A 26,094-nucleotide genomic window follows, 5' to 3' on the forward strand; every position below is an offset into this window, starting at 1 on the left:
GACCTCTATTATAAAAATGCTGATGCTAGCATGTTTCGTCAAGCACGGCGATTAGAAAGCTTGAAAATTATAGGGAGAATTGAATGTTATGCGAAAAGCATATTGTTTAATATCTTGACAAAAAGATCTAGAGCATTTTACAGTGTAGTTTTAAAAGTAACCAGGAGATTAATTATGCTCGCTAAAAGTGAAGTTATAGCTCAATTAGAAGATTCTAAGCACCTTACAAATTGTTCCGAAGCTCATAGCCAAACCACATTTGAGAGTGAGGAACGGGGTTATCTTTTTAGAAAATAGCAAAAAAGAGTCTCCTTGTTTATCCCCATCTGCTCAGCGATATCGCTTATTTCAGTCTAATCCTCAAGTTGTACAGGAACTTCGATTAAGAAAATCTTGTGAAAAAGCGAATAACCGTTTTCACGATATTCATGCTCAATATGCTCGAAAAAATCTAGAGGAAGCTTACATTCTTATTATGTTACGTGGGGAACTCTCTCTATGGAAAAAAGAGAATGAAGGAAATTACCACGAAGTTAAAAGCCAACCTACTGAGGCTAAGGGGTTAGCTTATAACTACCTTAAAACTCTTTTGCATATATCAACAGCGCTTTTTATGCTGGCTGACATGAATGCAAGGAGCAAATTATCATTTGAGGATACGCAATCTCATTTGAGTGGAATGGTTTCTGAGCTGACAGACATAACATCGTGGGAGTCAGAATTGACAAGGATGTTCTGGTTCTTGGAAAAGAACTTTCAACATTGTTATTGAGGGAATTAAAAGCTAACCAACCTCTTCAAGATATTGTGACCATTTTGCACCATCAGCAGAAGACTTTACTGGGACGAATCAGCCAAAAAGTCACTGCTCTGCAATTGTATAGTGTGCATGAGATATTAAAGGAGTGGGAATTATCTGGACTTCTTGTCAAAAAAAAGGCTCGTGCTATTGTTACAGGTACCCAAGGACCTCGCAAGGGTATGATTGAAGTGCAATATCTTCAGTATTATCTTCAAAACTCAAATCAAGATACTGATGATGAGCTTGTTTTTTATGCTGAAATGCCGCCGCAACTTCTGTCTGAAGCAACAGGCACTATGGTGATTGAATACCTGAGTAAAGAGCTTTGCAACAATTTGATTGGTGAGATGGTATTTAATAACAAGAAGGCTATGCAAGAGGATATCCTGCGTTGTTATGCGCCACCCGTAATTCAAGAAATAATTGGTGAAGAGTCAACAACAGTTAAGATACCAGCCCTGTCAACACCTCAATGTCCTTATCAACACTAAGATTATAGTCCCTCGGCAATACTTCAATTGTCGAGAGATATTTTAATAGCGAGCCAGAATAAAAACGCCACATATTACCAGTAAGCATTTAATGCAAGCACGTATGAAATAAATTCAGTTGTTTCTCGTCCTTTTACAGTAAACCAGGGGCCGGCGATGACACCGACATTTGGCGAAAAATTATATTCAATGGCTGGCGCTAAGGTGATCTCTTCAATATCACCATGACCTATAGAACCAGGCATTCCCGTAGCGTCGTTACCAATAATACCATTAAAGCCTGTTGCAGCACGCGTGGCATAATAACCTTCCATCACAGCAACCCAATTTTGAGTTACTGTAAATTCGGCAGCTAAGTCAGTTGTAAATAGACTACCTGGATCAACACTTCCCATGGTATCAGCTGTTCCGCCAAAGCTGCTAAGCCCGCGAACGCTCACCCGACTTGGTTTAAGATAGTTTAAACTCAAACGTGTGCGTAAGTAATGAGTGCCAATGGGTTTTAGATGTTGGAAATTGAATGCTACTCCTGTTTGATAACTACCTAGCCCTGTTGCATCAGTACCATTATTTAATGGGTTTAGAGTTTCAAAACGACCAGTGGGAATGACTTCTTGTAATGTGACGCGAAGATCGGGTCTCCACTTTGAGTCTTTTTGTTCTAAAAGCTGATATCCTAAAGTAACGGAAGTATCACCGATACCTTGAGCACTTGCTCCTTGATTTTTGTTGTAAACATAGGGAAGACTATATTGGACATCAAGTTTATCTGTTAAGCCATGACTAAAAATCGGGAGGCCTACAAGACTTTCACTATGAGGAACATGGATTAATTTCCAATTTTTTGTATAAATACCTTCGTTTATAGTATTAAAACCGTAAATTTCAAGGTTAGAATGACCTCGGGGAATGGTATGGCCTGCCGGAGCTAACAAGGGACCAGTAAACCAGGGGCCTGCCCATACTGTTTTAGAAGAAAAAAAACACAAACCGAAGAGGCTCGTGAGAAAGACACGAGTAAAAATCTTAAACATTTTAAATCACCTTGCAGCTACGAAGGACAGTAGTGTAGATTAGCCGACTTTTAGCATTTGGGAAATAGTTTATGAGCACAGCCGTTTATTTACATAAAACGAAACAAAACGCGATAAGACGCGGCCATCCGTGGATTTTTCCAAAAGCTATTACTAAAACGAGTGGTAAGTTAATTACTGGCCAATTAGTAGAAATTTTTAGCGCCGAAGACGAACTTATTGGGGTCGGAGTTTATAACGAGCATTCTCTATATAGAGTGAGGGTTTTGGCTCAAGCATGGGAAAAATTTGATAGCAGGTCAATAAATGCAATTGTCCAGCATCGACTGGCGCAAGCATTGCTTGTTCGTCAAGGCTTGAATCTTCCTAACAAGAGTACCAATGCTTATCGATTATTTAATAGTGAGGCTGATGGCTTGTCAGGCCTTACTATTGACCGTTTTAATGAAATTACTGTTGTAGCAAGCTCAGCTTATTGGGTTGAGGGCAATAAAGAAGTTATCTCTAATTGTATTCGTGAGCAGTTGCCGGGTGAGCTTATTTGGCTAGCGCAGACTAAGCCACTTGCTCAAGATGGTTGGCAGCAAACAACTGAAGAATTAATTACTTCTAGCACAGAAGTGCAGGAAGAGGGCGTAATTTATCAAATTGATTTTTCACAAGCACAAAAAACAGGTTTGTTTCTTGATCAACGTGAAAATCATCAGCGTATTGCCCCTCTCGGCAAAGGAAAGCGTATTCTGGATCTTTATTGCTACACTGGAGGATTCGCACTTCATGCAGCAAAAGCTGGAGCAAGTAAAGTTACAGCTGTGGATAGTTCCTCTCAAGCAATTCGTCAAGCCAAACGTAATGCTGAATTAAATGGCATTGACACTATTGAATTTATTGAGGCAGATGCCAGGGATTATCTAAATTGTGCAGGTGATTATGATTTGATCATTTTGGACCCACCAAAATTGGTTCCCTCTCAGCAACATTTGCAACGGGCAAAGAATTATTACCGCTTTCTGCATCGGGAAGTCTTTAAAACAATGCGCTCAGGAACTTTGTTGATGACTTGTAATTGTTCTTCGGCATTAACGACACAAGAGTTTACTGCCTTGGTGAGCAGCCAGGCTGCGGCTGTTGGGAAAAATGTTCGTGTTCTTGGCATTTTTGGTCCAGCAAGCTGCCATCCAACCCTCCCTGCTTTTCCTGAAGGAAACTATTTGACTGCGGTATTACTGGCAATCGTTTAGTGTTTTTAATTAATTTAGAGCACTAACAGATTTAGTGCTCTAGTGAAAAAATTATTTTTTATGTCGTTGCTGTAAACATGCTAATAAATCATAAAAACTTAATTCACAGGCTTGCAGTAAAACAAGTAAATGAAAAAGTAAGTCGGCGGATTCGCTGATGAGTTCGTCTTGATGTCTACTGGTTGCTGCAATGACTGTTTCAATAGCCTCTTCCCCGACTTTTTGTGCACAACGATTGATTCCCATAGCTAGCAATTGCGCTGTATAGCTCGCTGTTAATTTATCGGTGGCCCGTTCGTGAATAAGTTCAATTAAGCTAGCTAAAAAACTTAATTTTGATTCAATAGGAGGGTGGAAACAGGTCGTAAAACCTAAGTGACAAGCAGGTCCTGCTGGTGTTACTTGAATTAACAAACTGTCACCATCACAATCAGTAGCAATAAAAGTTACGGTCATTGTATTGCCTGATGTCTCACCTTTACGCCATAAGCGCTGTTTGCTGCGACTAAAAAAGGTTAATTGCTTGGATTCCAAGGTAATTGCTAAAGCCTCTTCATTCATATAGCCAAGCATTAGAACTTGCCCAGTATTGCTGTCTTGCACAACCGCAGGTAAAAGGCCATTCATTTTTTTCCAGCTGAGGTTATTAAGTTTTTCATTGTTCATAGCCTTACCTCAATGTTGTTTTCTGCAAGTATAAGTTTAACGTCATTAATACTCATTATTTGGTTATGGAAAACACTGGCAGCTAATGCACCATCAACTTTTGCTTTACAGAAAACCTCGACAAAATCGTTAAGTTCTCCAGCTCCTCCTGAAGCAATGAGTGGAACCTGCGTTATGGTGCGAATTAATTGCAACTGTTCGATATCATAGCCCTTACGCACTCCATCGGCTTGCATACAGTTAAGGACAATTTCTCCTGCGCCTCTATCTTGTACCTCTTTAACCCAATCTCGTGTTTTACGTAGGGAGTTCTTGCTTTTGCTTTCATCACCGGTGTATTGATAAACATAAAAATCATCATCAATCCACTGACTGTCAATACCAATAACAATGCATTGGCTGCCAAAAAGACAACTTAGTTGATTAATTAATTCTGGCGTTTCGAGAGCAGGGCTATTGATTGATAATTTGTCAGCACCCGCATGCAAAATGGCTTTCGCACTATCAAGATTACGAATCCCGCCAGCAACAGTAAAAGGAATATTCACTTTTTCCGCAACCTGATTAATCCATGTCGGACATACTGTCCGTCCATCACTACTCGCTGTAATATCATAAAAAACTAATTCATCAGCTCCTTGCTGAGAGTAAGTTTTAGCCAAAGGAAGGATTTCTCCTATAATACGATGATTGCGAAATTGAATACCTTTAACCACTTGGTTATCACGAACGTCAAGACAAGGGATTATACGTTTAGCTAACATCGGCTTCTCTCCGTACGTAGGTGGCTAAGTCGAAATCTGTTTCATAAAGCATGCGGCCTAAAATAGCAGCAGATAGACCGTTTGCAGATAGTTTTCGCAAATCGGTTTCATTTCGAATACCACCTGAAGCTTGCCATGCTATACGAGGAAAACGTTCCACCGCCTGTTCATACAAATTGAAATTTGGGCCGTTCATCATGCCATCACGGGCAATATCGGTGCATAAAATTTCTCGAATCCCTAGTAGTTGATAGTAACTCACAATTTGCCATAAATTACTTGTTGTTGCTGTTTGCCAACCGTGTATAGCTGGACGAGGTATGCCATCTTTAATATTGACATCGAGAGCTAAAATAATATTTTCAGCCAGAGCCTCACGAATAATTTGCGAGGTCAGATCTGGATTAGTTATGGCGCTGCTGCCAATCACCAGTTTGTGAATGCCAGCATCAAGGCAAGCTTTTGCGCAATCAAGGCTACGGATCCCCCCCCCTAACTGTAGAGTCAATCCAGAGCTTGCCAATGTTTTTATCAGTTTTAGCTGTTGAACACGTCCCGTTTGAGCACCATCAAGATCGACAATATGTAACCGCCAAGCGCCTTTATCAGCGTAAAATTTGGCGAGTGTGAGCGGTGAGTCTTGATAAATCGAAACTTGAGCGAATTGCCCTTGTCTTAAGCGTACGCATCGACCTTGTTGTAAATCAATGGCTGGAATAATTAGCATGCTCCCTCCAACTGCAAAAAATTATTAAGTAATTTAAGACCGGTTTCTGCTGATTTTTCAGGATGGAATTGCATGCCATAAATATTTTGATAATTCACAATCGCTGTAAATTCTTGACTATATCGGCAGCTGGCAAGGGTATTTTCCGTAGTCAAAAGGGCATAACTATGGACAAAATAAACATAGTCCTTTGGTGCCAAACCCTGTGCAAGGGGGGAATCTTTTTTCCAAACTAATTGATTCCAACCCATGTGGGGGATAGGTTGATTATCTCTGGGAGACAAACGTTTTACGTGTCCCGGGATTAGATTTAAACAATCGACATTACCTTCTTCACTATGCTCAAGCAATAACTGCATACCCAGACAAATTCCTAGCAAAGGTTGGGAGATCTCAGATAGCACATCAATTAATTGATATTGCTCTAACGCTTCCATTGCTGCGGTTGCTGCACCAACACCGGGTAAAATGACATGGCTTGCTTTTTTTATCTTTTCTGAGTCATGGGTTAAGATGAACTCATGGCCTAACTGTTTAATGGCATTGCCTAATGAGGTCAAATTATTTCCAGTTACATCAATTACTGCAATCATAAAATCCCCTTCGTCGATGGTAAGTCACTATCACATTGTGTGCAGGCTTGCCGTAATGTACGCCCCAATGCTTTGAAACAGGCTTCAATCATATGATGATGATTTTTACCCTCCACATTGATGTGAATAGTGGCTCCTAAGCTGCTTGCAAAAGAGTGAAAGAAATGGGGGATCATTTCTGTGGCCATGCCGCCAACGAACTCTCGCGTAAATTGCCCCTTAAAGACGCAATAATTTCGGCCGCAAAGATCAAGCGTGACACTTGCTAGTGACTCATCCATGGGTAGAGTAAATCCGTAGCGAGCAATTCCCCTTTTATCCCCCAATGCTTTTTTTAATGCTTCACCCATTGCAATTGCAGTGTCTTCTATAAGATGATGCTCATCGACTTCCAAATCTCCTGTTGCTTGAATTTGTAAACTAAATCTACCGTGTTTTGCCACTTGTTCAAGCATGTGATTGAAGAAACCAATAGGGGTATTTATCTGGGTAGGAGCCTCTTTATCCAGAGTAACAGTGACTTCGATACTAGTTTCTTTCGTAGTGCGAGAAACCACTCCTGAGCGTTCACGATAGAGTAATGTTTGGACAATTTCTTTCCAACCATGATTTTTCGCTATTGGGAGAAAAAAAACGCCGATATTATTAGCTAGCTCTCTATCCGTTTCTCTATCGCCAATAACCCATGAGTTAGCTCGATCGATAGGATTGCGCTGTAAAAAATCAATTAGCAATCCTGTTTTGGGCTTACGACACTCACAATCATCTACCGCTTTGTGTGGGCAAATAAAAATTCTGCTAAAGTGAATCCCTTGCGATGCAAAAAGATGAAGAATAAACTCATGACAACTTGTAAAAGAAGTTTGCGGAAAGCTCTCAGAGCCTAACCCATCCTGATTGCTAACCATGACTAATTGAAAGCCCTCCTTACTTAGGGAAAGCAGGCTAGGGATGACATCCTGATATAATTTGATTTTTCCAAGCTCATCCACCTGAAAATCATCGGGCTCTTCAATCAACGTGCCATCTCTGTCAATGAATAAAACTTTTTGCATGGCTCTGTCCTATTACGGCTTAAAGGAGTTTAAAACGGTTAACAATTGCTTGTTCTGCATCTCGTCACCGACGGTAATACGCATCATGTTTTGTAAGGGAGGATGTGCAAAGTAGCGAATAGCAATATCATGCTGAGCAAGCCATTGAGTCAGTGCTGGAGCATGAGGGCTTGATACCAAAATGAAGTTAGCATGACTTGGATAAATAGTTTCTATCCAATTGCATTGTTGAAATTGTTTCACTAACTCCGCACGTGCGTGTAAGATTCGCTGAATATTACTTTCAAACCACTCTTTATTTTCTAAGGCATCTTTTGCTAAAGCGATGACAGCACTTGATAAAGTGTAAGGTGGCATGGCATTTCGCAATGCTTTAATAACTTGTGGTTGAGCGATAACAGCGCCAAGACGCAAACCTGCTAAACCACAGGCCTTGGACAAGGTACGAAGGACTATTAAGTTGTCGAAAGATCGCAAAAGAGTTACCGCACTTGGAACTTTAGCAAAATCAATATAAGCCTCATCTACAACAACGACTGCTCTATTGGTGAAATGATCACATAGTTGTTTAATTTCTGCTAAATCAAGTAAGTTGCCCGTAGGATTATTAGGTCGGCAAAGCATGATAAGTTTACAATTTGTTTGCCAAGTCGCCATTAATTTTTTTGTAGATAGGGAAAAATTATTCTTACTATCTAAAGGGCAATTGAGAGTCCCTGCTTGTTGTAAGCGAGCATAAAAGCTATACATAGGGAAAGTAGGGGGACACTGTAAAATACTATCAATGCCGGCCTGCAAAAAAACACGCATGAGTAAATCAATTCCATCGTCGCTTCCGCGAGTTAAAACTATCTCCTCATTGTTAACTTGAAAATAGCGAGCCATGCGTTCTTGTAATTTTTGCTGATTGCGAGCATTAGGGTAATGATTTAAAGCGACCTCATTTAAAGAGGATGGAGACCAAGGCAATTCATTCGCGTGTAAGCGAGTACCAAGCTCATCGCCTGTTGGAACGTAAGGTGTAATATCCTGTAAATCCGGACGAATTAAATCTAAAACTGACATATGAAAGCCTCCTTTTATAGTTCGTTTTATTTTTATGCGGGTTCCTTGCTCTGATTTTCCAGAAAGTCCATGCGTAATTTCACAGCATTTGCATGAGCATCTAATCCTTCGAGCAAAGCTAAAGTTTGTGCTGTGTCGCTTAAAGTACGAATTCCTTGAGCGGTGATATTTTGAATGCTAAAAGTCTTTAAAAAATCCATAGTACCAAGTCCACTATGACTTCTTGCATAACCATTAGTTGGCAATACATGATTACTACCCGTGGCATAATCACCAAGAGTTTCTGCCGCCCACTGACCCAAAAAAATGGTTCCTGCAGCAATAATTTTTGGTAACCATTCTGTGGCATTAATGCGATTAATGATCAAGTGCTCTGGTGCGTAATCATTAATAATGCTTATTTGCTCCAGTGGATTTGGACAGACTAAAACTCTGCTTTGCAGGAGTGCTTCACGAATAATAGTTTGTCTGGATAAATTGACGAACTGTTGATAAATAGCCAGTTGTACCTGACTGGCAAATTGTTCGCTTTCACAAAGTAAAATGACTTGAGAGTCCATTCCGTGTTCAGCCTGTGCCAACAAGTCGGCAGCAACAAAGGCAGGATTTGCTTGTTCATCAGCTGCAATCATGACCTCTGATGGGCCTGCAGGCATGTCAATTGCGGCACCCAAAGGATCTGCTGCGACTAGAGTTTTAGCTTCAGTAACAAAGCTATTACCAGGACCAAATATTTTATCGACCCTAGGTATTGATTCCGTACCATAGGCCATTGCTGCAATGGCCTGTGCACCACCTATTTGATAAATCGTTTCAATCCCGCAAAGACGAGCGGCTACTAAGAGGTGCGGATCAATATCTCCTTTTTGATTAGGCGGGGTACACAAGATTTTAATAGGACAACCTGCCACTTTTGCTGGTATGGCTTGCATAAGTAAAGACGACACTAAGGGAGTTTTATTGCCTCCAGGGACATATAAGCCCACCGCATTAATAGGTCTATAAATGCGCTCAATGCTAACTCCTTCTGCGGTCACTGTAGAGGTTGCTTGAGGAATCATACTTTGATGGTATGCGGTAATTGTTTTTATAGCATTAGTCAGCGCATTCACAGCGGAATAATTGATTTCAGCTTTTCTGATAAGCTCGGGCGATACCTGCAGCGTCTTTATATCAATTCCATCGAACTCACGAGTAAATGCATAAAGTGCTGAGTCCCCTTGAATTTTTACCACCGAAATAATGCGTTCAACTTGATTTTTGAAACAATTATTAGGCTTTGGTCTTGCTAAGGCTTGTTTTTTTTCTGCAGAAGAAAGGTTTTGCCACGTAGTAATTGGTATCATCAAATTCACTCCAGCATTTTTTCAATAGGCAACACTAAAATAGAACTAGCGCCTAACGATTGAATTGTCTCTAAGGTATTCCAGAATATCCCTTCACTGGAAACAACATGGACTGCTACTTTCTCAGGGTTGGCAGGCAAGGGTAGGATAGTGGGGGATTCAGCACCTGGCAGACGCTCACAAATGCGCTCAAGTGCATATTTAGGGGCATGAAAAAGGATATATTTACGTTCTTGAGCTTGCTGTACTGCTTGAATTCGCCTTTTCAATTTAATAAGCAAGTCTTGAAAGGGCTGTTCAAGAGGTTCACTTGTGCATACAAAAGTCGCTTGACTGGCTAAAACAGTGTCTACTTCAATAAGCTTGTTGTCTTCAAGCGTTTGGCCGCTGGAAACTAAATCACAAATAACATCGGCCATCCCCATTCTCGGAGCGACTTCAACTGAACCAGAAAGAACAAGGCTTTCTGCACAAATTTTATTTTTTTCTAAATATTGATTGAGTAAATAAGGATAACTGGTGGCTATACGTTTACCTTCTAGACTTCCAGGTCCCTGATAGTCAAACGATTCTGGGATGGCAATGGATAAGCGGCAACGGCAACTGCCTAAAGGTAAAACAATGTCATAAGTTTTATCTAAAGCAGCTAAGGCTGCTTCATATAACACATTCTCACCAACGATTCCGCCATCACAAAGATCATCAAAAATTAAGGTTGGAATATCATCATCACGAACAAAAAGCAAATCAATGGGAAAGTTTTCAACATGGGTCAGTAAGGCATTTTCTTTGAGTCTAAATTTTAAGCCACAACGTTGTAACAAACTAAGGGATTCTTGTGCTAAACGGCCTTTTTTCTGTAAGGCCAAACGTAATCGTTTCTTCACGACTGCTCCAATCTATCTGCAATTAATTGATAACCACCACTGCCAAGAGTTAAACAGCGAGCCACTCGAGTAATGGTCGTTACGCTCACGCCAGTCTGCTCATGAATAGTGCGATAAGGAATATTGTTGCGTAGTAAGGGTACGACTTCCCAACGATCAGCCATCGCTTCTATTTCAGCTGGTGTGCATAGATCGGTAAAAAAGGAGAGTGCTTCGTCCTTATCTTTAAGCAAACTAATTGCATGCATTAGATGATGAATAGAATGTTGTTTTTGAGCATGTGATTTCATGATAATGTATTAATGTAATATAACGTTACTTCATTGTAGCGATAATGACATATACTGTCAAATAAAATTTGACAGCAAGTATTGTTTAGGTTGAGATGATGATTTTTCTATGAGGGAGAAGGGAATGTTATTGGAGAAAGTTAGCTCTTGCTTATTACTGATTGATGTTCAGGAGAAATTGGCGCCGCATGTAAGAGACTCAGAAAGATTACTAAATCGTTGCCACTGGCTGATACGTTTAGCAACTGAGCTACAGGTGCCCTTATTGGTAAGTGAGCAATATCCCAAAGGTTTAGGAGGAACTATTGAGCCATTAAAAACTGTGGTTGCACCTTATCAATGCATTGGGAAAGTACATTTTTCATGCTTCCGTGAACCTGTCTTTAAGCAAAATCTTGAAAACTTAAAGAAAAAGCAGCTGGTGTTGATAGGAATAGAAACTCATGTCTGTGTTTTACAAACAGCAATCGATCTTCAGGAAGCAGGTTATGACGTGTTTGTGGTGGTTGATGCTGTTAGCAGCCGTTCTGAACTCGACTATAAATATGGCTTAAAGCGAATGAAGCAGGCAGGTATTCAATTAATCACTTCTGAGATGGTGTTTTTTGAGTGGGTAGGGCAGGCGGGTACTGCTGAATTTAAGGCCTTAAGTAAAGCTTATTTACAATAGAGTTTGGCTAATTCTAGTGCGGCGGATTTAAGTGTTGGTAAATCGATGTTTATTCTAAGGAGCGTCAATGAATTTGGATAATCAAATTGTTGTTATCACTGGTGGGGCATCCGGTATAGGGAAAGCATGTGCTCAATTATTAGGTACTTTGGGTGCAAGAGTTGTGATTTGGGATCGGCAAATTGAAAATGTTCATCTTGAAAATATCGCATTGGCAGTTGCTTGTGATGTGAGTTCTGCTGAAGATGTTGAAAAAGCTATCAAAAAAACAGTTGCTGAAATAGGTATCCCTAGAGTTTGTATCAATTGTGCTGGTATTGCCCCCGCCAAACGCATGGTTGGCAAAGAGGGCGCTATGCCTTTGGAAGCTTTTAAACAGGTTATTGATATTAATTTGGTAGGTACTTTTAATGTAATGCGTGTTGTTGCCGAAGCTATGGCACGTTCAGAGCTTGAGCCTCAGTCACAGGAACGAGGGGTTATTATTAATACAGCTTCTATTGCCGCATACGAAGGGCAGATTGGTCAGATGGCTTATAGTGCTTCAAAAGGCGGCGTGGTTGCTATGACTTTACCTGCAGCCCGTGAGTTAGCGCAGTATGCCATTAGGGTGAATACTATTGCACCTGGCTTAATTGCCACCCCTCTATTATTAAACATGCCGAAGGAAGTACAAGATAGTTTGGCTGCAACGGTTACTTTTCCGAAGCGTTTAGGACGACCGGATGAGTTTGCTTCTTTAGCGTTGCATATTATTGAGAATACAATGATAAATGGTGAGGTAATTCGTCTTGATGGGGCATTACGTATGCAAGCGCGTTAAGGGTAACTCCAAGCCTCAATTTGCAATGAGGCTTGGGTTTGTAGTTACATGGGGTTAGTGTCAGGGTTTCTATTTGGTCGATCAGCAAATTCATCATCTGGAGTTGTTGAGTCATTCAACTCTTCTGCGACAAGTTCATGGGAGGGTGTTGTCAATTCATTTAACTCATCCTTGCTTTTCTCCGATGATCCAGTGAACAAGGCAGAGAATTGCTCCAATAGTTTTGCCATAGAGTCTTGTTGCTCTGCAAGCTTTTCTAATGCTTTAAACTCTGGCTCTAGCTTTTTTACAATGGCTAATAATTCTTGAAGAGGTTGTACTTTTTGTGTAACGTCATATTCTTTACTCAGTTGTTTAATTTCTTCGAGTAATGTTTGTTCCCTTTTCGCAAGAGATTTTTGTGTTGAGGAGGGCTTTCTACCATAAGTAGGGTGGGATTTTAATTGTTTTTGTACCTCTAACAATTCAATTTCTTTATTGATCAGAGAAAGCGAGCCCTGAAGATGATTAAGCGCTGCCGCTTTAACTTCGGCAAAGTCATCGAGTTTAACGTCTAATTCAATTAGCATTTTATCAAGGCTCTCTAGAGTATATCTTACGTTTTGAGTCGCTTTTCGAAGAGCCGCTTTAGGCACTAACTTCGTCAGTTGTTGACTTGCTTTTTGTATTTGGGAATTGAGTGCACAGATTTCAGGGTCTTTGCGTAATTTATCGGCAATGCTGCTAAGATGTTTTTCTTCAAAATAGTCCATTTGCTTTTTAAGTAATCCCTCATTTTGAACATTCATTTTTGGCGCAAGTAGAACTTCTATCCGAGAGTTATAATATTTTATCTCCCGTGTCATAATGCTTCGTTCTTCTATACTTACGCTGGTGTGATTGAGATAATTTTTAAGAATACTGCGCAATTCTTGAAAAAACGTGACAGAGTCAATAGTTTTATTGCGATTTTCAATAAGCGCTTTACTCAGAGGGTGATTATCAACGGACATAATCTCGTATGCTAACGGCAAGCCATTATCCCCTGCAATACAAAGTGAAGCACCATGTTTAAGAAGAATTGATAAGCAAGTACTCATGGGATTGCTGCTACTATTACAGCTAACACAAGCATGAGCAGCAGATTGGTAGGTTTTGTCTCTAACCGTGACTGGTTGGCTATTAAGATTAAAATCACCGTAGGTTAAGACAAAATCCAATAACTCAACATTACGCATTTGTAGTGCTAAATTAAGATATTTGTCAGTGAGAAGATGGTGGAATGAAGTGAGTTGTCCCGCTAAAACAAACTCTTTTTTAGCTAATAATAAAGTAGGAAGGAGCTTTTCCCCTAATTGGTGGAGGTCTCGTCGTAAATTATCTAATTGTTGAATCGCTTCGAAAGGAGCGTCCGTTCTCTCTTCTAACAATAGTGATAAGCCATATATTTTAGTTAAGAGGAGTTCAATATTTTTTGCTTGAGCTATTTCATCACTTGTCGCTAACTCTTTAAAAGAGGCTGTTAATTGCAGAACCTGAGTCTCAAGTTTGGAGCTAGATTCATTTTTGTGTTGGGGTATTCTCCTCTTTTTTCGACTCAAAGCAGTCAATATATGGACGTTTGATGAGTTTGCTATTTCATCAGCAGAGGGTGCCTCCATAATTTCAGATTTCGTATCCGCTTCAACAGTAGTGGACGATGTTTCTGCAATCATTTGTGCTTCCATAGAGTGCTTAGTATGTGCAATAAACTTATAAATTTCTTTATAAGTTTTATGTCTTACTAAAGGAATTAAAGCCTTTAAGGTAGTGCAAATTTCTTCTAATTTTTCAATATACTCATCAAATTTATCGTCTCTTTGTGAAAACAAAATACGAGCTTCTTGCTCAAGCTGGCTATATTGTTTTTCCAAAGTTTTAACGATATCTGTGTGTTTTTTTCTAAGATTAGTTATCACTGGCTTAACATTGGCGATTGCTAGTCCTATAAACTCATCTTCTAATTTTTCTGTATTAATCGCAGTGAAAGTATCGGCGTTTTTTCTTGCAAAAGCGGCTTTCATTGTCAATTTATCATTAGCATTAAAGTAAACATGCAGACGAAACTTAGTTCCCTCTCTATTCTTAAAGTATGCAGTATAGTGATACTGACTTAAGTTGGGATTATCCCTGTATTCTGTCTCATAAATACTAACATGATGATCAAGCAGGCGATATTCTTGGGTTTCACTCTTTAGAATAACGGGGTTACTGCGCTCCAGTTCAAATCGATAATAACGATGTCCTTCTCTATCTCTGTCTAAGGCTAAATTCGCGTACAGAGGAATAGGTGGGGTGTTTGAGACAACGTGCGAATCGATAAAATTGAAAAGCGTATTCTGAGGCATTGACAAACCCTTCTGATAAAAATTGGGCAGAAGTATACCTCTAGTGATAATTGTGTGCAAATATTAATTAAAATCTACAATTTATACTTTTTTTGATTTTTTATTAAGCCTTTTGATGCCGATTTGAATCAGATGATGATTTTATATTACCGGTCGCCGTATAAACGCTGCTAGTATTTTCAGGAGCTTGTCCAGTTATCGTACTGATTATCTCTTGGCGAGTATTGATATTGCTGGTAATTACTTGACCATTGACTGCATTTAGCTCGCGACAAAGAACTAACTTCTCTGCAAGCTCGTTGTTTAAGGCATTAATTTGTTCCACCTCTTGGGGGGAACATTGTGCCAGAAATTCCTCTAAGGCTTGTTTAGGTTGTTTTGTCTGTTTGTTGAGGCCTAATAAATCAACTCTTTGGCTAGTTATTTGCTCAAGTTGTGTGGAAAGTTCTTGTTTTTGGTTGGCTATTGATTCCAGGGTCTCAAACTGACGGGTCAGCAACGCTTGTTTTTCTTCCGTCAGACGATTAATAAGTTGCTCAATAAAATTTATTTCCTGCTGTAAGATTTGAATCAATACGACGGGCTGTGATTGTGTCATGACTAAGTCCTTTTAATACCTTACATCTTCTACTATTTTTGGCCAACTGGCTTAATTTCTGCAGTTTCTTATACCACATGCTTATGCATGTGCTTGCAAATAAGTCGGCTTGGATTAATAGAGAAGTGTAAGTAAATTTATACTAACTCAACATCTCGAAACATATTAACCGCAATTTGACTGCTATTAATTTGATAACGACCTTTGGCAAGTTCCTCTTTAAAAAATTCTACTCTTTCATTATCAACTTCTGGTGCGTTTAGAATAAATTCTTTTAGATGGGCTAATTGCTTGGAAATATTGCTGATATTAACTTGACTATCTTCATCTGTATGGGAGTCTTGAGCAAGAGATTGGGTGCGTTGTAGCCGACTCTCTGAATCTAGAACCTTAAAAGTATTGGAATCATTAATCGGATTAACCATAACATTGCTCTCAATTGCGCTCATGATTGTTATCGGCTCCTGTTGATAAATCTTTAGGTATCTCGGTCACTATCTACCAATATCATATTTCCGAGAAGGGAGCAATAATTTAATGTATTTAATTTACCCGGTTTCAGTATTTTAAAGAGGCACTCTTACTTGTCGCACTGCGCTAACTTGAGCTTCAATTATCTTTTTTGACGAAAGGTTCTTTACTCGAATCATGTCTCCTGCAGCACCATCATTGAGAGCAATACCGTCCATGCTCACTATGAATGTCTCATTCATAGCCTGGATAGCGACTTGCTCGCCCTTATGTACCAGGGCTGCTGTCTGCAAAAGAGAGGGAGCTATAGGACTTCCCTGATTTATATTGGTTTTGCAAACTTGATTAATAACTTGCTCTGGCTTATCAAAATAGCCTTGTTTTAATTGGCTAATATCTATTTCCTGAACTTCAAGGTCATCTTCGCTAATTTGTGCTCCTTTAGTTAAAGGGCGTTTTGCTACAATAACCGGCTTTTGTACACTAATTTTTATAGGTACATAAAGGGTCCAGTGATTGTTAGTTTCTTGACATCTTATTCCCATCGTGTTGACTCTTAATATGGGAACCTGATAGGGATTAAAGACTTCAAGATGTTCTTCTTGACATGCTTTTAATTTGAGTCTTGAGTCAATTTTATCGGCTGTAACGAGAATTTTGCTATTTTGTTGTGTAGTCAACGCGGCCAATACGTAGTTTTCTATTTTCTCTTTTAGTAAATCTAATGATTGGGCTGATTCCGCAGCTTGTAGTATACGACTTACAAGAAAGAATGAAAAAACTAGAATAACTCGTATCATTGGCGTAGTCTCGTTGATTAAAACATCCGACACAAGCAAATTGTAGGCCAACTTTTCGGAGAAATAATGCATTCTAGTTATAAATTATTGGGAGGGATTCTTGGTGGGCTCATTGCATCCTTTTCATATGCAGCAAGTCATCATCCTCAAGATTTTCTTCGCTCTATTAAAGGTACAAAAGATGAGGGAGAACAGATCGTTCAGCATTTTTGTGCAAATTGTCATGCCGTAAAACCTCTTATTCAAATTGGTGCCCCACGGATTGGTCAAAGGGAGGATTGGGAGTTGAGGGTCAAGGCCGGAGCAATGCAGTTGTTGCGTCATACAGCAGAAGGGATTAATGCAATGCCTCCAAGGGGGGGATGTTTCGAATGTTCGGACGAGCAGTTAATTTTAGCGATTATGGCGATGTTACCTGATGAGCTCGGCAAAAGTTTTAAAAATAACCTCAAAGATCATAAATAAAACAAACAGTTAAAAAATTTTATAAAAAAAGCTAAATTTATCCAAAATCCTCCCGATAACATAAAAAAAAGAGGGAGGGTTAACCAATGAAAAAACAATTAATCATTGGACCATTGTGTGTGTTGACGGTCGCTTGTTCATCCACGGATAGAGTAGCGGTAGTTGATGATGCCGGCTATACACATTATACCATGAGCCTTGACTCGGATTCTAAAGGCCGAAATTATTTCCCAGAAAAGCGAGAAGCGACTGGTAGGAAAGTATTTATTTTTGATCCTAAGGCAACAGCGTGGGCTGCTTATGATGCGCAGGGTAATCGCATTAAAACTGGTAGCGCTTCAGGGGGAAAGGACTTCTGTGAAGATATTGGCAGAGGATGCCGTACTGTAACAGGTACTTTCAGAGTTTACTCTAAGAAAGGAGAGGATTGTACTTCAAGTATTTACCCTATTGAAACAGGTGGTGGTGCTAAAATGCCTTATTGTATGCATTTCAGCGGCGGATACTCTATTCACGCGGCTTATGAAGTACCTAACTGGAATGCGAGCCACGGTTGCATAAGAGTGCTACCTGGGGCCGCCAGATGGTTGAACCAAAACTTCATCGATATTGGTACAACTGTAGTTGTAAAATCCTACTAAGAGGAACTGGCAACCCGCTATATAGAGGGTTGCCAGTTTGTTTTGTCGGTTGCTAAAAGCTTCGGTAGAAAATTACGGATTAAGGTATTTCTTTAATAGATTAGTAATTTGCTCAGGACTTGCTTGCCCTTTAGTTTGTTTCATGATTTGACCAACAAAAAAGGCAAATAACTTTTCTTTACCGGCCCGGTAATCAGCAACTTGTTCAGGGTACTGCTGAATAATTGTTTGAATTAATTCTTCCAACAAATTAGCATCGGTGAGCTGAGTATAACCTTGCTTTTTTATAATTGCGTCAACGTCTGTCTCACCTGCCCAGAGTTTGTTAAAAATTTCTTTTGCTATTTTGTTTGATATTGTTTGTTTCGCAAGATGATCAAGTAGCATTGCTAGTGAACTTGCAGATACAGGAGGCTTATCGAAACTAAGGTTGGCTTCATTAAGAGCTGCTGCATAAACCCCCTTAAGCCAATTAATAATGGTCTTTTCATCCGCGATACTACTTCCTTTGACTGCCATAAAGAAGTAATAGCTTGCAGGAGAGGCGAGGATAAAATTGATATCTTCACGATTTAAAGAAGAGTTTTTTTGACATTCTTGCATGATCTGTTCAGGCAAGATAGGCATAGTTTCTCTAATGTCTTCAAGATAGCTTGCTTCAATTTGAATAGGTAAGAGGTCAGGATCAGGGAAATAGCGATAATCATTCTCATTTTCTTTACTTCTTAAGGCATGAGTAGTATTGGTGTCAGGGTTATATAGTCTTGTTTCCTGCTGAATAATTTCCCCACTTTCTAATAAATCTTGATGTCTGGCTTGCTCATAGGCAATTGCCTTTTCAATAAAGCGAAAAGAGTTTAGATTTTTAAGTTCAGTTCTTACTCCTAACTGTTCGACTCCTTTAGGTTTAAGCGAAATATTGACATCACAGCGAAAAGAACCTTCCTGCATATTCCCATCACAAATTCCTAAAAAGCGAACGAGTTGATGTAGTTTTTTTAGATAGGTTACTGCTTCTTCGGCAGAAAAAAGACAAGGGGCTGTTACTATTTCCAGCAAGGGAGTTCCAGCGCGATTCAGATCGATACCACTATATATATGATGGGCTTCATGCAATGATTTTCCTGCATCTTCTTCCAAATGAGCTCTTACAATAGGAATCTTTTTTTCGATACCTTCGTCAAGCTCAATCATCAGGTAGCCATGAGAAACTATGGGAGCTTGATATTGGCTTATCTGATAACCTTTAGGCAAATCTGGATAAAAGTAATTTTTACGTTCGAAATAGGAATTGTTATTAATCTTAGCATTAATAGCTAATCCAAACTGTATCGCCATGCGGACTGCTGCTTGATTAAGGACAGGTAAAACACCTGGTAAACCAGCATCAATAAAGCTGGTTTGCGTGTTTGGTTTTGCGCCAAACGTGGTTGCAGTTGCAGAAAATAATTTTGATTTTGTCTTTAGTTGTGCATGAACCTCAAGACCAATAACAGTATCCCATGCCATAAATTACCCTTTATAGGTTGGTCTGGCTTGGTGCCAGTTTGTACATTGTTGATAATGGTGAGCTATATTCAGAAGCTTTGCTTCATTAAAATAATTACCGATTAATTGCATACCAATAGGCAAACCTTCATTAAAACCCACTGGTATGGAAAGCGCAGGTAATCCCGCTAAATTGACTGCTACTGTAAAGACATCGGCTAAGTAGTTTTGTATGGGATCATCCACTTTTTCACCTAGCTTAAAAGCACAGGTAGGAGTAGTGGGGCCTAAGATAACATCCACTTGGTTTAATGTACTTTGTATTTCCACTTGAATCAGTCGTCTAATTTTTAACGCTTGCAGGTAATAAGCATCGAAATAACCAGAGGATAATACATGAGTTCCTGTCAGGATTCGTCGCTTCACTTCGGCTCCAAAACCTTCACTGCGTGAGTTGACAATTAATTCATGCAAAGTCCCTGCCTTACTACTACGATGGCCAAAGCGTATGCCATCATAGCGTGATAAATTTGAAGAAGCTTCAGCACATGCTATGACATAATAGCAAGGAACCCAAAGGGGTTGCAGAGGTAAATCAAGCTCGATAATCTCAGCACCCTCTTGTTGATAAATTTTAACAGCATCAAGGATAGCTTGTTGTATGGATGCGTCGACTTCCTTTTGAAAAAAACAAGAGGGTAGGCCAATTTTTAATCCTTTGATGGAATCCGATAATGTTAGAGAATAGTTAGGAATGGCCTGATTAACAGAAGTAGAATCATGGCTATCAAATCCAGCCATTGCTTGTAAAATCAGCGCTAGATCTTCAACACTACGAGCCATGGGGCCTGCTTGGTCAAGACTTGATGCAAAAGCTACCATACCAAATCTTGATACTAAACCATAAGTAGGTTTGATCCCGGAAATTCCACAAAAAGCAGCAGGCTGTCTAATCGAGCCACCGGTATCTGAGCCTGTGGCAAATGGGACAAGTCCTGCTGCTACTGCAGCAGCAGAACCTCCGGAAGAGCCTCCGGGAACCCTGGTCGAATCCCAGGGATTTCTGACTGGTCCAAAATAGCTGTTTTCGTTGGATGAGCCCATCGCGAATTCATCCATGTTGGTTTTGCCAACAACAACGACCCCGTGCTCTGCAAATCGTTTTACGATAGTTGCCTGATAAGGTGATTGAAAATTTGCCAACATTTTTGAGCCGCAGGTTGTAGGCAGTTTGAGCGTACAAAAGAGATCTTTGTGCGCCATAGGAATACCTGTTAATGGCGTTATCTGGCCTTCGCGTAACAACTTATCGGCAGTGGCTGCAAAATTTAAAGCGTCCTTTTCATTGATGCTAATAAATGCATTAAGTGATTTGTGTTGTTCAATGCGACTTAAAAAATGTTTAGTTAATTCAGTACTTGAGAATTCACCGCGTCGCAAGCCATGAGATAATTCTTTTAAGGAATATTTATGCATAACTTTACTGTCCTGAGTCTATAACTTTGGGAACCCAATACAAATTATCCCCAAACAATGGGGCAATTTCAGCCAATTGCTCAGTACAATCTTTTTCGCTCACTTCGTCAGTTCTAAGACGCTGATGTAAGTGAAAAGGATGAAAAAGCGGGGCAATACCAGTTGTATCTACTTGTTTAAGTTGTTCAACAAAATCCATGATGGCACTGACTTCTTCAGCGAGTTTGATATTGTCGCTCGACTCAGCATTCAGGTAGGCAAGTTGTTTTACATTTTCTAGATCATCTTTTGTGATTGCCATTGTCTATGTCCAATAATTATAAGTGTTCTAAGATACATTTTTTTATTGAATGATAAAAGTAAAACCATCGTTATCCCACTATTTCATTGGAGCCCCCTGTCTTCGCCGCGGCGAAGACAGGGGCTATTATCAATAGAAATCCTAATTTTTATGATTCTCATCATTGGTGATAATTTTAACCTTTTGATGACAAGATAAAAGTTACCTGCGAGAATGTTTCATTCTTTTTAAATAGTAAAAATTATGAAGGGTAAGTGGTACTTTCTTATCTTGTTTTGGTTCTGCACTACCTGCTTTAGTAAGACCCCCATCATTGTTGATACGGATATGGGATTTGATGACTGGGTTGCACTTCTTTATGTTTTAAAAAATGAAAAACTTGATGTTAAAGCGATCACTATTGATTGCAGTGGATTAACCTATTGCCCTCAAGGTGGGATTAATGCTGCCAAACTGGCAAGTCTCGTTAATCAAAAAATTCCCATCTATTTGGGACGTGAGGACAAAACAAATGCTCGTTACGCTTTCCCTGCCCAACTACGTGAATTTAGCTCAAAGATGTCTGTCCCAGGATTTCAATCATTAAAAGCTTATCCATTTGAGACGAAATCTGCGGCTAAAGCTATTGTAGATTTAGCCCAAGATGCTGCTTTGATAAATAAACCTATTACTATTATGTCTATAGGAACTGCAATTAACTTAGCCGACAGTATTAGTTATGCTAAAAAACACCATCAATTTGATAGTTTTAAACAAGGCATTCAGAGAGTTTACAAAGCGGGTGGGGCTTTTGGTGAAACCATTATTGATAAGGATAATCATCAGCAATTAAGCAATTTTAATATCCAAGGAAATCTGATTATCCCTGGTTTTTTTGCAACTAATAATACTATGGCAGAGTGGAATATCTATGCTGCAGTAGGTGCTATGCAAGATGTTTTACAGTCAGGCCTTGCAATAACCTGGGTTTCAATTAATGCATCAGACATGGCTCGCATTACCCCACAAGGACTCGATTTCCTGGAAGCCTATGCTAAAAAAGATGTTGCTTTACTGTTTAGTTTGAATGCCGCTAAATACCTCGTTTCTTATCAAGGAGGTTGGGATAAAATTGCCCATAATTTTGATTTTTGGGATACCGCAGCGACCGTAGCAGCTTTTAATCCAGATGTGGTTAGTGAATCCTATCACGACGTTGCTCTCTGCTTAAATGATCAAGGTTTTGAGTACCAGATTCCTGCTAAATTACCGAGTTTAACCGCAAGTAATCGCGTGGATTATCATTTTTTTCCCATGGTTCATCAGTATTATTACGGTGCCCTATTAATTAATGAATCCCCCGAGTCCCCAAAGTCGCTTTCTATCTGCAATTTGCTCAATAAAAATGTAGTAAAAACTGACGTAATTAAAGGGATCGATGTAGCGCGGTTTTATCAACATTTCGCTCAAATGGATTAGTTTGTTGATTGTTTGTTAGTCTGTGTGGGGCCTTACATCATGCGATGCAGCATTATTATCAACTACGCCTTGCAGAGCCTGGGTTTTAAAGTAGAATGGATAAAATGTATTTACCTAAATGAAATGAGTAGTAATGATGTTACAGCAAGTTAAAACTGCAGGCGGGGTTTACATAGAGTATGAACAACATGCTCTAGCCTATGAAAATGCAATAGAACCACTTTTGGAGCGTCTTGATACCCACCGAGGTGCTTTATTTGCATCAAGCTTTGAATACCCTGGTCGCTATACGTGCTGGGACATAGGTTTTTATAATCCACCGTTGGCTATTATTTGTAAAGCTCATGAAATTCAATTGCAGGCTTTAAATAGTCGAGGAGAAGTTTTACTGGCAATTATCCTTCCAGCATTAACTGCTTGTGAGGAATTAATTATTAGCGAGCAGTCTGAGCAGAATTGCCGGGTACAAGTTCAACACGGGCAAAAAATTTTTAGTGAGGAAGAGCGCAGTCATCAACCCTCAGTGTTCACTGTTCTTCGTAAACTTCTAGCCTTCTTTAAATCTGATGAGCCTTATTTAGGTTTTTATGGTGCATTTGGGTATGATTTGATTTTTCAATTTGAAGCATTAACTCAATACAAAGAGCGTTCGCTTGGGCAGCGCGAGATGGTATTGTACCTTCCTGATGAAATCTATGTTGTTAATCACCGTAAGGAAGAGGCATTTATACGACGTTATAATTTTCAATATCAGGGTAAGTCCACGCAATCATTACCGCGGGAAGGGGAGTTCAAAGCTTATGAGCCGCGATTTAAACCAGAAAAGCGTTGTGATCATGCTCCCGGTGAATATGCAAAATTAGTAGAGCTCGCTAAAGAGCGCTTTGCATGTGGTGATCTTTTTGAAGTAGTTCCCAGTCAAACATTTTATGCCCATTGTCCAGAGCAACCGTCTGTTATGTTTAGTCGCATGCGCCGCCTAAATCCCTCTCCTTATGGCTTCTTTATTAATCTTGGGGACGAGGAGTATTTAGTTGGTGCGTCTCCCGAAATGTATGTTCGTGTACAAGGCAGGCGTGTAGAGACTTGTCCAATCTCTGGTACGATAAAGCGCGGGGCTGATGCTATTGAAGACGCCTACAATATTCAACTTTTGTTGGAATCTGAAAAAGAAGCCTCCGAGTTAACAATGTGTACTGATGTGGATCGCAATGACAAATCAAGGATCTGTGAAGCAGGCAGTGTACGAGTACTAGGAAGGCGACAAATTGAAATGTATTCTCGGTTGATTCATACAGTGGATCATGTGGAGGGAACGCTACGTGAAGGTTTTGATGCAGTGGATGCCTTCTTAACGCACATGTGGGTTGTCACTGTGACTGGTGCTCCTAAACTCTGGGCAATGAATTTTATTGAAGAGTATGAAAAATCACCACGAAGATGGTACGCTGGTGCTGTGGGATGGTTTGGTTTTAATGGCAATCTAAATACAGGGCTTGTACTAAGAACTATGCGCATTCAACAAGGAATTGCTGAGATTCGCGTTGGTGCTACACTATTGTATGATTCAGAACCACAAGCTGAAGAGCAGGAAACACGATTAAAAGCTTCTGCTTTTTTAGATATGCTCCAAAAGCAAGAGACGAAGGGAAAGCCAGCAATCTCTATGCCCTTGCACGGTCTAGGCAAAAGAGTTTTACTGGTGGATCACCAAGATTCCTTTGTCCACACCTTAGCCAATTATGTACGGCAAACAGGGGCTGAAGTGTTAACAGTCCGCAGTGAGTATGCTTCGAATTACTTAGAGAAAGAAAGTTTTGATTTAGTTCTCTTATCTCCAGGACCTGGTAGGCCGGAGGATTTCAAAGTCGCACAAACTATTGCAACAGTACTCCAATGCAAAACCCCATTGTTTGGCGTTTGTTTAGGCTTGCAGGGTATCGTCGAATATTTTGGTGGGAAGCTTGATGTATTAAGTTACCCTATGCACGGAAAAGCATCCGATATTGAAGTGAGAGATAGTGAGGGACTCTTTGCTGGACTAGGAGACTCTTTTACTGCTGGTCGTTATCATTCACTTTACGCTAGATTAGAGGATATGCCGAAAGATTTGGAAGTAACGGCTATGACTCGCGATGGAGTTGTCATGGCTGTTATGCATAAATCTTTACCAGTCTATGCTGTGCAATTTCATCCAGAAACAATCTTATCAATGCCAAATCAGGCTGGGTTAAGAATTATCAACAATCTAATGGGAATGATCGCTCTAAATGCGCAATAAAATTTTGACTCTTTATTTAATTGCCGTTGTATTGGGTATCCTTACTGGAATAGTGGGTTCTTTTTTTCAGTTAGCAATTGTCTATGGCTCTGAGCTAATTACAAAAATCTTAGCCTTCGGCTCTAATACTGGAGTGGGTACCTTACTATCCATTTTAATTTCTATGAGCCTTACTTTTTTAGCCTGGTTTTTAGTGCGAGGATTTGCACCCGAAGCTTCGGGTAGTGGCGTACAAGAAATTGAGGGAACTTTATTACATGAGCGTCCAATTTTTTGGCGCAGATTATTACCCGTTAAGTTTATTGGTGGTGTAATGGCCATCACTGCCAAACTTGTCGTAGGACGGGAGGGGCCGACCATACAAATGGGGGGTAACCTTGGTGAAATGCTTGGGGAGTTATTGCATCTACCTCCCAAAAGGTGTGACGCCTTAATCGCTGCTGGAGCTGCTGCGGGTTTGGCTTCGGCATTTAATGCGCCTTTGGCTGGTGTACTCTTTGTGCTTGAGGAAATGCGGAGTCAGTTTCAATTTTCCTTTACTAATTTTAAGACAGTGGCTATTAGTTGTGTGATGGCAACCATTACTTTGCATTTAATTATTGGGTCAAAACCTGCTATTCCTATGTCTGTTTTTGAATTGCCTAGCCTTAAATCACTATGGATTTTTTTCCTCTTTGGTATATTGATTGGTTTTGTAGGTCTTATCTTTAATAAAGTATTAATAGCTACTTTGGCTGCAACAGATAAATTATCAACAAGAGCACGAGTTGGTTATGTATTGTTGATAGGAGCTATGGTTGGCTATTTGGCGCATCATTTCCCTGCAGCAGTAGGGGGCGGATATGAAATTATTGAACGATCGCTTATCCTATCACCGTCATTTATTGTTTTATTACTGCTAATTCTTGTAAGATTTGCAACCACTATGATTTGTTATTCATCCAGCGTTCCTGGGGGCATTTTTGCACCCATGCTAGCTTTAGGTACTTTGTTGGGATTGGCTGCTTCCTCGTTACTCAAATATGCTGTGCATGATGTGACAATTCATCCTGGGATGTTCGCTGTAGCTGGCATGGGGGCCTTATTTTCCGCTGCAGTTCGTGCACCAATAACTGGTATTATTTTAGTTGTTGAAATGACACAAAATTATCTATTAATTTTACCCTTAATGGTCACCTGTTTGACCTCTACAACGGTAGTACAATTGGCTGGCAATAAACCAATATACACCCAACTTCTACAACGTACCTTAAAGAGAAGCAAGGCAAGCTAAGGCTACTCACGGTACTATCTTA

The 26,094-nt window shown here is 39.8% G+C and carries 27 protein-coding genes; 10 read left to right on the forward strand and 17 right to left on the reverse strand.

Annotation, left to right across the window (positions count from 1 at the left end; genetic code table 11):
• The first annotated feature begins 265 nt into the window (after positions 1-265).
• Both Lbru_RS17045 and Lbru_RS02075 read left to right on the forward strand, forming a co-directional pair.
• The gene (locus tag Lbru_RS17045) at positions 266-772 is read left to right on the forward strand and encodes a hypothetical protein (RefSeq protein WP_131793567.1); all 507 of its coding nucleotides are present in this window, start codon (positions 266-268) and stop codon (positions 770-772) included.
• On the forward strand, positions 709-1,293 hold the full coding sequence (locus tag Lbru_RS02075; RefSeq protein ID WP_157061477.1) for a hypothetical protein: 585 nt from the start codon (positions 709-711) through the stop codon (positions 1,291-1,293). The genes Lbru_RS17045 and Lbru_RS02075 overlap by 64 nt, the downstream gene beginning before the upstream one ends.
• 74 nt (positions 1,294-1,367) lie before the next feature.
• Here Lbru_RS02075 and Lbru_RS02080 read toward each other — a convergent pair whose 3' ends face one another.
• Positions 1,368-2,327 carry a transporter gene (locus Lbru_RS02080; protein ID WP_058440527.1) on the reverse strand — a complete coding sequence of 320 codons (960 nt, stop codon included), beginning with the start codon at positions 2,325-2,327 and terminating at the stop codon, positions 1,368-1,370.
• 71 nt (positions 2,328-2,398) lie between these two features.
• Between Lbru_RS02080 and Lbru_RS02085 the strand changes: the two genes are divergently transcribed.
• On the forward strand, positions 2,399-3,568 hold the full coding sequence (locus tag Lbru_RS02085) for a class I SAM-dependent rRNA methyltransferase (protein ID WP_058440528.1): 1,170 nt from the start codon (positions 2,399-2,401) through the stop codon (positions 3,566-3,568).
• A gap of 51 nt (positions 3,569-3,619) precedes the next feature.
• Here the strand turns inward: Lbru_RS02085 and hisIE are convergent, their stop codons facing one another.
• From hisIE to Lbru_RS02130, 9 genes are read right to left on the reverse strand one after another with little or no spacing between them, the layout of a single operon-like run.
• Positions 3,620-4,234, reverse strand: coding sequence for a bifunctional phosphoribosyl-AMP cyclohydrolase/phosphoribosyl-ATP diphosphatase HisIE (hisIE, locus tag Lbru_RS02090; RefSeq protein WP_058440529.1), 615 nt, complete (start codon positions 4,232-4,234; stop codon positions 3,620-3,622).
• Positions 4,231-4,998, reverse strand: coding sequence for an imidazole glycerol phosphate synthase subunit HisF (hisF, locus tag Lbru_RS02095; RefSeq protein WP_058440530.1), 768 nt, complete (start codon positions 4,996-4,998; stop codon positions 4,231-4,233). The genes hisIE and hisF overlap by 4 nt, the downstream gene beginning before the upstream one ends.
• Positions 4,988-5,725 carry a 1-(5-phosphoribosyl)-5-[(5-phosphoribosylamino)methylideneamino]imidazole-4-carboxamide isomerase gene (locus tag Lbru_RS02100; RefSeq protein WP_058440531.1) on the reverse strand — a complete coding sequence of 246 codons (738 nt, stop codon included), beginning with the start codon at positions 5,723-5,725 and terminating at the stop codon, positions 4,988-4,990. The genes hisF and Lbru_RS02100 overlap by 11 nt, the downstream gene beginning before the upstream one ends.
• Positions 5,719-6,318, reverse strand: coding sequence for an imidazole glycerol phosphate synthase subunit HisH (gene hisH / locus Lbru_RS02105; protein ID WP_058440532.1), 600 nt, complete (start codon positions 6,316-6,318; stop codon positions 5,719-5,721). The genes Lbru_RS02100 and hisH overlap by 7 nt, the downstream gene beginning before the upstream one ends.
• Positions 6,315-7,373: a bifunctional histidinol-phosphatase/imidazoleglycerol-phosphate dehydratase HisB gene (gene hisB / locus Lbru_RS02110; protein WP_058440533.1), complete on the reverse strand. Its 1,059-nt coding sequence runs from the start codon at positions 7,371-7,373 to the stop codon at positions 6,315-6,317. The genes hisH and hisB overlap by 4 nt, the downstream gene beginning before the upstream one ends.
• Before the next feature lie 12 nt (positions 7,374-7,385).
• Positions 7,386-8,438: a histidinol-phosphate transaminase gene (gene hisC, locus Lbru_RS02115; protein WP_058440534.1), complete on the reverse strand. Its 1,053-nt coding sequence runs from the start codon at positions 8,436-8,438 to the stop codon at positions 7,386-7,388.
• A 32-nt stretch (positions 8,439-8,470) separates the two neighbouring features.
• Positions 8,471-9,784 carry a histidinol dehydrogenase gene (gene hisD, locus Lbru_RS02120; RefSeq protein ID WP_058440535.1) on the reverse strand — a complete coding sequence of 438 codons (1,314 nt, stop codon included), beginning with the start codon at positions 9,782-9,784 and terminating at the stop codon, positions 8,471-8,473.
• Between the two features lie 5 nt (positions 9,785-9,789).
• A complete protein-coding gene (gene hisG / locus Lbru_RS02125) occupies positions 9,790-10,671 on the reverse strand; it encodes an ATP phosphoribosyltransferase (RefSeq protein ID WP_058440536.1) in 882 nt (293 codons plus the stop codon).
• The gene (locus Lbru_RS02130; RefSeq protein ID WP_058440537.1) at positions 10,668-10,961 is read right to left on the reverse strand and encodes a YerC/YecD family TrpR-related protein; all 294 of its coding nucleotides are present in this window, start codon (positions 10,959-10,961) and stop codon (positions 10,668-10,670) included. The genes hisG and Lbru_RS02130 overlap by 4 nt, the downstream gene beginning before the upstream one ends.
• A gap of 124 nt (positions 10,962-11,085) precedes the next feature.
• On the opposite strand from Lbru_RS02130, the gene Lbru_RS02135 reads away from it, so the two are divergent.
• Both Lbru_RS02135 and Lbru_RS02140 read left to right on the forward strand, forming a co-directional pair.
• Positions 11,086-11,631, forward strand: a complete 546-nt coding sequence (locus Lbru_RS02135; protein ID WP_058440538.1) for a hydrolase — start codon at positions 11,086-11,088, stop codon at positions 11,629-11,631.
• Between the two features lie 67 nt (positions 11,632-11,698).
• Positions 11,699-12,454, forward strand: a complete 756-nt coding sequence (locus tag Lbru_RS02140) for an SDR family NAD(P)-dependent oxidoreductase (protein WP_058440539.1) — start codon at positions 11,699-11,701, stop codon at positions 12,452-12,454.
• A 44-nt stretch (positions 12,455-12,498) separates the two neighbouring features.
• Here Lbru_RS02140 and Lbru_RS02145 read toward each other — a convergent pair whose 3' ends face one another.
• The 4 genes from Lbru_RS02145 to flgA all read right to left on the reverse strand — a co-directional run bounded on the left by Lbru_RS02145 (position 12,499) and on the right by flgA (position 16,689).
• Positions 12,499-14,820 carry a hypothetical protein gene (locus Lbru_RS02145; RefSeq protein WP_058440540.1) on the reverse strand — a complete coding sequence of 774 codons (2,322 nt, stop codon included), beginning with the start codon at positions 14,818-14,820 and terminating at the stop codon, positions 12,499-12,501.
• A gap of 103 nt (positions 14,821-14,923) precedes the next feature.
• On the reverse strand, positions 14,924-15,418 hold the full coding sequence (locus Lbru_RS02150) for a flagella synthesis protein FlgN (protein WP_065235410.1): 495 nt from the start codon (positions 15,416-15,418) through the stop codon (positions 14,924-14,926).
• Between the two features lie 137 nt (positions 15,419-15,555).
• A complete protein-coding gene (flgM, locus tag Lbru_RS02155) occupies positions 15,556-15,867 on the reverse strand; it encodes a flagellar biosynthesis anti-sigma factor FlgM (RefSeq protein WP_058440541.1) in 312 nt (103 codons plus the stop codon).
• A gap of 117 nt (positions 15,868-15,984) precedes the next feature.
• Complete coding sequence (gene flgA, locus Lbru_RS02160) at positions 15,985-16,689, reverse strand: flagellar basal body P-ring formation chaperone FlgA (RefSeq protein ID WP_058440854.1); 705 nt, start codon at positions 16,687-16,689, stop codon at positions 15,985-15,987.
• A 66-nt stretch (positions 16,690-16,755) separates the two neighbouring features.
• Here flgA and Lbru_RS02165 point away from each other — a divergent pair, with 66 nt between their 5' ends.
• Both Lbru_RS02165 and Lbru_RS02170 read left to right on the forward strand, forming a co-directional pair.
• The gene (locus Lbru_RS02165) at positions 16,756-17,154 is read left to right on the forward strand and encodes a c-type cytochrome (protein ID WP_058440542.1); all 399 of its coding nucleotides are present in this window, start codon (positions 16,756-16,758) and stop codon (positions 17,152-17,154) included.
• Positions 17,155-17,240: 86 nt separating this feature from the next.
• On the forward strand, positions 17,241-17,795 hold the full coding sequence (locus Lbru_RS02170; RefSeq protein WP_058440543.1) for a L,D-transpeptidase: 555 nt from the start codon (positions 17,241-17,243) through the stop codon (positions 17,793-17,795).
• A 72-nt stretch (positions 17,796-17,867) separates the two neighbouring features.
• On the opposite strand, the gene gatB is transcribed toward Lbru_RS02170, so the two are convergent.
• From gatB to gatC, 3 genes are read right to left on the reverse strand one after another with little or no spacing between them, the layout of a single operon-like run.
• On the reverse strand, positions 17,868-19,304 hold the full coding sequence (gatB, locus tag Lbru_RS02175) for an Asp-tRNA(Asn)/Glu-tRNA(Gln) amidotransferase subunit GatB (protein ID WP_058440544.1): 1,437 nt from the start codon (positions 19,302-19,304) through the stop codon (positions 17,868-17,870).
• A gap of 3 nt (positions 19,305-19,307) precedes the next feature.
• On the reverse strand, positions 19,308-20,759 hold the full coding sequence (gene gatA, locus Lbru_RS02180) for an Asp-tRNA(Asn)/Glu-tRNA(Gln) amidotransferase subunit GatA (protein ID WP_058440545.1): 1,452 nt from the start codon (positions 20,757-20,759) through the stop codon (positions 19,308-19,310).
• A 4-nt stretch (positions 20,760-20,763) separates the two neighbouring features.
• Positions 20,764-21,060 (reverse strand): Asp-tRNA(Asn)/Glu-tRNA(Gln) amidotransferase subunit GatC, encoded by a 297-nt coding sequence (gatC, locus tag Lbru_RS02185; RefSeq protein WP_058440546.1) that lies wholly within the window; start codon positions 21,058-21,060, stop codon positions 20,764-20,766.
• Between the two features lie 243 nt (positions 21,061-21,303).
• Here gatC and Lbru_RS02190 point away from each other — a divergent pair, with 243 nt between their 5' ends.
• The 3 genes from Lbru_RS02190 (at position 21,304) to clcA (ending at position 26,072) form a co-directional block, all read left to right on the forward strand.
• On the forward strand, positions 21,304-22,518 hold the full coding sequence (locus Lbru_RS02190) for a nucleoside hydrolase (protein ID WP_083500795.1): 1,215 nt from the start codon (positions 21,304-21,306) through the stop codon (positions 22,516-22,518).
• Positions 22,519-22,654: 136 nt separating this feature from the next.
• Positions 22,655-24,799: an anthranilate synthase component I gene (locus tag Lbru_RS02195; RefSeq protein ID WP_058440548.1), complete on the forward strand. Its 2,145-nt coding sequence runs from the start codon at positions 22,655-22,657 to the stop codon at positions 24,797-24,799.
• A complete protein-coding gene (gene clcA, locus Lbru_RS02200; RefSeq protein WP_058440549.1) occupies positions 24,789-26,072 on the forward strand; it encodes a H(+)/Cl(-) exchange transporter ClcA in 1,284 nt (427 codons plus the stop codon). Before Lbru_RS02195 ends, clcA begins: the two co-directional genes overlap by 11 nt.
• The last annotated feature ends 22 nt before the right edge of the window (positions 26,073-26,094 follow it).

Origin of the sequence: Legionella brunensis, assembly GCF_001467025.1 — a bacterium.
GTDB classification, from domain to species: Bacteria; Pseudomonadota; Gammaproteobacteria; order Legionellales; family Legionellaceae; genus Tatlockia; species Tatlockia brunensis.

What these genes read in the sequence shown, in the direction of transcription:
- Lbru_RS02080 (WP_058440527.1), bottom strand. Translation starts at nt 2,327, where the DNA reads ATGTTTAAGATTTTTACTCGTGTCTTTCTCACGAGCCTCTTCGGTTTG.
- Lbru_RS02085 (WP_058440528.1), top strand. Translation starts at nt 2,399, where the DNA reads ATGAGCACAGCCGTTTATTTACATAAAACGAAACAAAACGCGATAAGA.
- hisIE (WP_058440529.1), bottom strand. Translation starts at nt 4,234, where the DNA reads ATGAACAATGAAAAACTTAATAACCTCAGCTGGAAAAAAATGAATGGC.
- hisF (WP_058440530.1), bottom strand. Translation starts at nt 4,998, where the DNA reads ATGTTAGCTAAACGTATAATCCCTTGTCTTGACGTTCGTGATAACCAA.
- Lbru_RS02100 (WP_058440531.1), bottom strand. Translation starts at nt 5,725, where the DNA reads ATGCTAATTATTCCAGCCATTGATTTACAACAAGGTCGATGCGTACGC.
- hisH (WP_058440532.1), bottom strand. Translation starts at nt 6,318, where the DNA reads ATGATTGCAGTAATTGATGTAACTGGAAATAATTTGACCTCATTAGGC.
- hisB (WP_058440533.1), bottom strand. Translation starts at nt 7,373, where the DNA reads ATGCAAAAAGTTTTATTCATTGACAGAGATGGCACGTTGATTGAAGAG.
- hisC (WP_058440534.1), bottom strand. Translation starts at nt 8,438, where the DNA reads ATGTCAGTTTTAGATTTAATTCGTCCGGATTTACAGGATATTACACCT.
- hisD (WP_058440535.1), bottom strand. Translation starts at nt 9,784, where the DNA reads ATGATACCAATTACTACGTGGCAAAACCTTTCTTCTGCAGAAAAAAAA.
- Lbru_RS02130 (WP_058440537.1), bottom strand. Translation starts at nt 10,961, where the DNA reads ATGAAATCACATGCTCAAAAACAACATTCTATTCATCATCTAATGCAT.
- Lbru_RS02135 (WP_058440538.1), top strand. Translation starts at nt 11,086, where the DNA reads ATGTTATTGGAGAAAGTTAGCTCTTGCTTATTACTGATTGATGTTCAG.
- Lbru_RS02140 (WP_058440539.1), top strand. Translation starts at nt 11,699, where the DNA reads ATGAATTTGGATAATCAAATTGTTGTTATCACTGGTGGGGCATCCGGT.
- Lbru_RS02145 (WP_058440540.1), bottom strand. Translation starts at nt 14,820, where the DNA reads ATGCCTCAGAATACGCTTTTCAATTTTATCGATTCGCACGTTGTCTCA.
- Lbru_RS02150 (WP_065235410.1), bottom strand. Translation starts at nt 15,418, where the DNA reads ATGACACAATCACAGCCCGTCGTATTGATTCAAATCTTACAGCAGGAA.
- flgM (WP_058440541.1), bottom strand. Translation starts at nt 15,867, where the DNA reads ATGAGCGCAATTGAGAGCAATGTTATGGTTAATCCGATTAATGATTCC.
- flgA (WP_058440854.1), bottom strand. Translation starts at nt 16,689, where the DNA reads ATGATACGAGTTATTCTAGTTTTTTCATTCTTTCTTGTAAGTCGTATA.
- Lbru_RS02165 (WP_058440542.1), top strand. Translation starts at nt 16,756, where the DNA reads ATGCATTCTAGTTATAAATTATTGGGAGGGATTCTTGGTGGGCTCATT.
- Lbru_RS02170 (WP_058440543.1), top strand. Translation starts at nt 17,241, where the DNA reads ATGAAAAAACAATTAATCATTGGACCATTGTGTGTGTTGACGGTCGCT.
- gatB (WP_058440544.1), bottom strand. Translation starts at nt 19,304, where the DNA reads ATGGCATGGGATACTGTTATTGGTCTTGAGGTTCATGCACAACTAAAG.
- gatA (WP_058440545.1), bottom strand. Translation starts at nt 20,759, where the DNA reads ATGCATAAATATTCCTTAAAAGAATTATCTCATGGCTTGCGACGCGGT.
- gatC (WP_058440546.1), bottom strand. Translation starts at nt 21,060, where the DNA reads ATGGCAATCACAAAAGATGATCTAGAAAATGTAAAACAACTTGCCTAC.
- Lbru_RS02190 (WP_083500795.1), top strand. Translation starts at nt 21,304, where the DNA reads ATGAAGGGTAAGTGGTACTTTCTTATCTTGTTTTGGTTCTGCACTACC.
- Lbru_RS02195 (WP_058440548.1), top strand. Translation starts at nt 22,655, where the DNA reads ATGTTACAGCAAGTTAAAACTGCAGGCGGGGTTTACATAGAGTATGAA.
- clcA (WP_058440549.1), top strand. Translation starts at nt 24,789, where the DNA reads ATGCGCAATAAAATTTTGACTCTTTATTTAATTGCCGTTGTATTGGGT.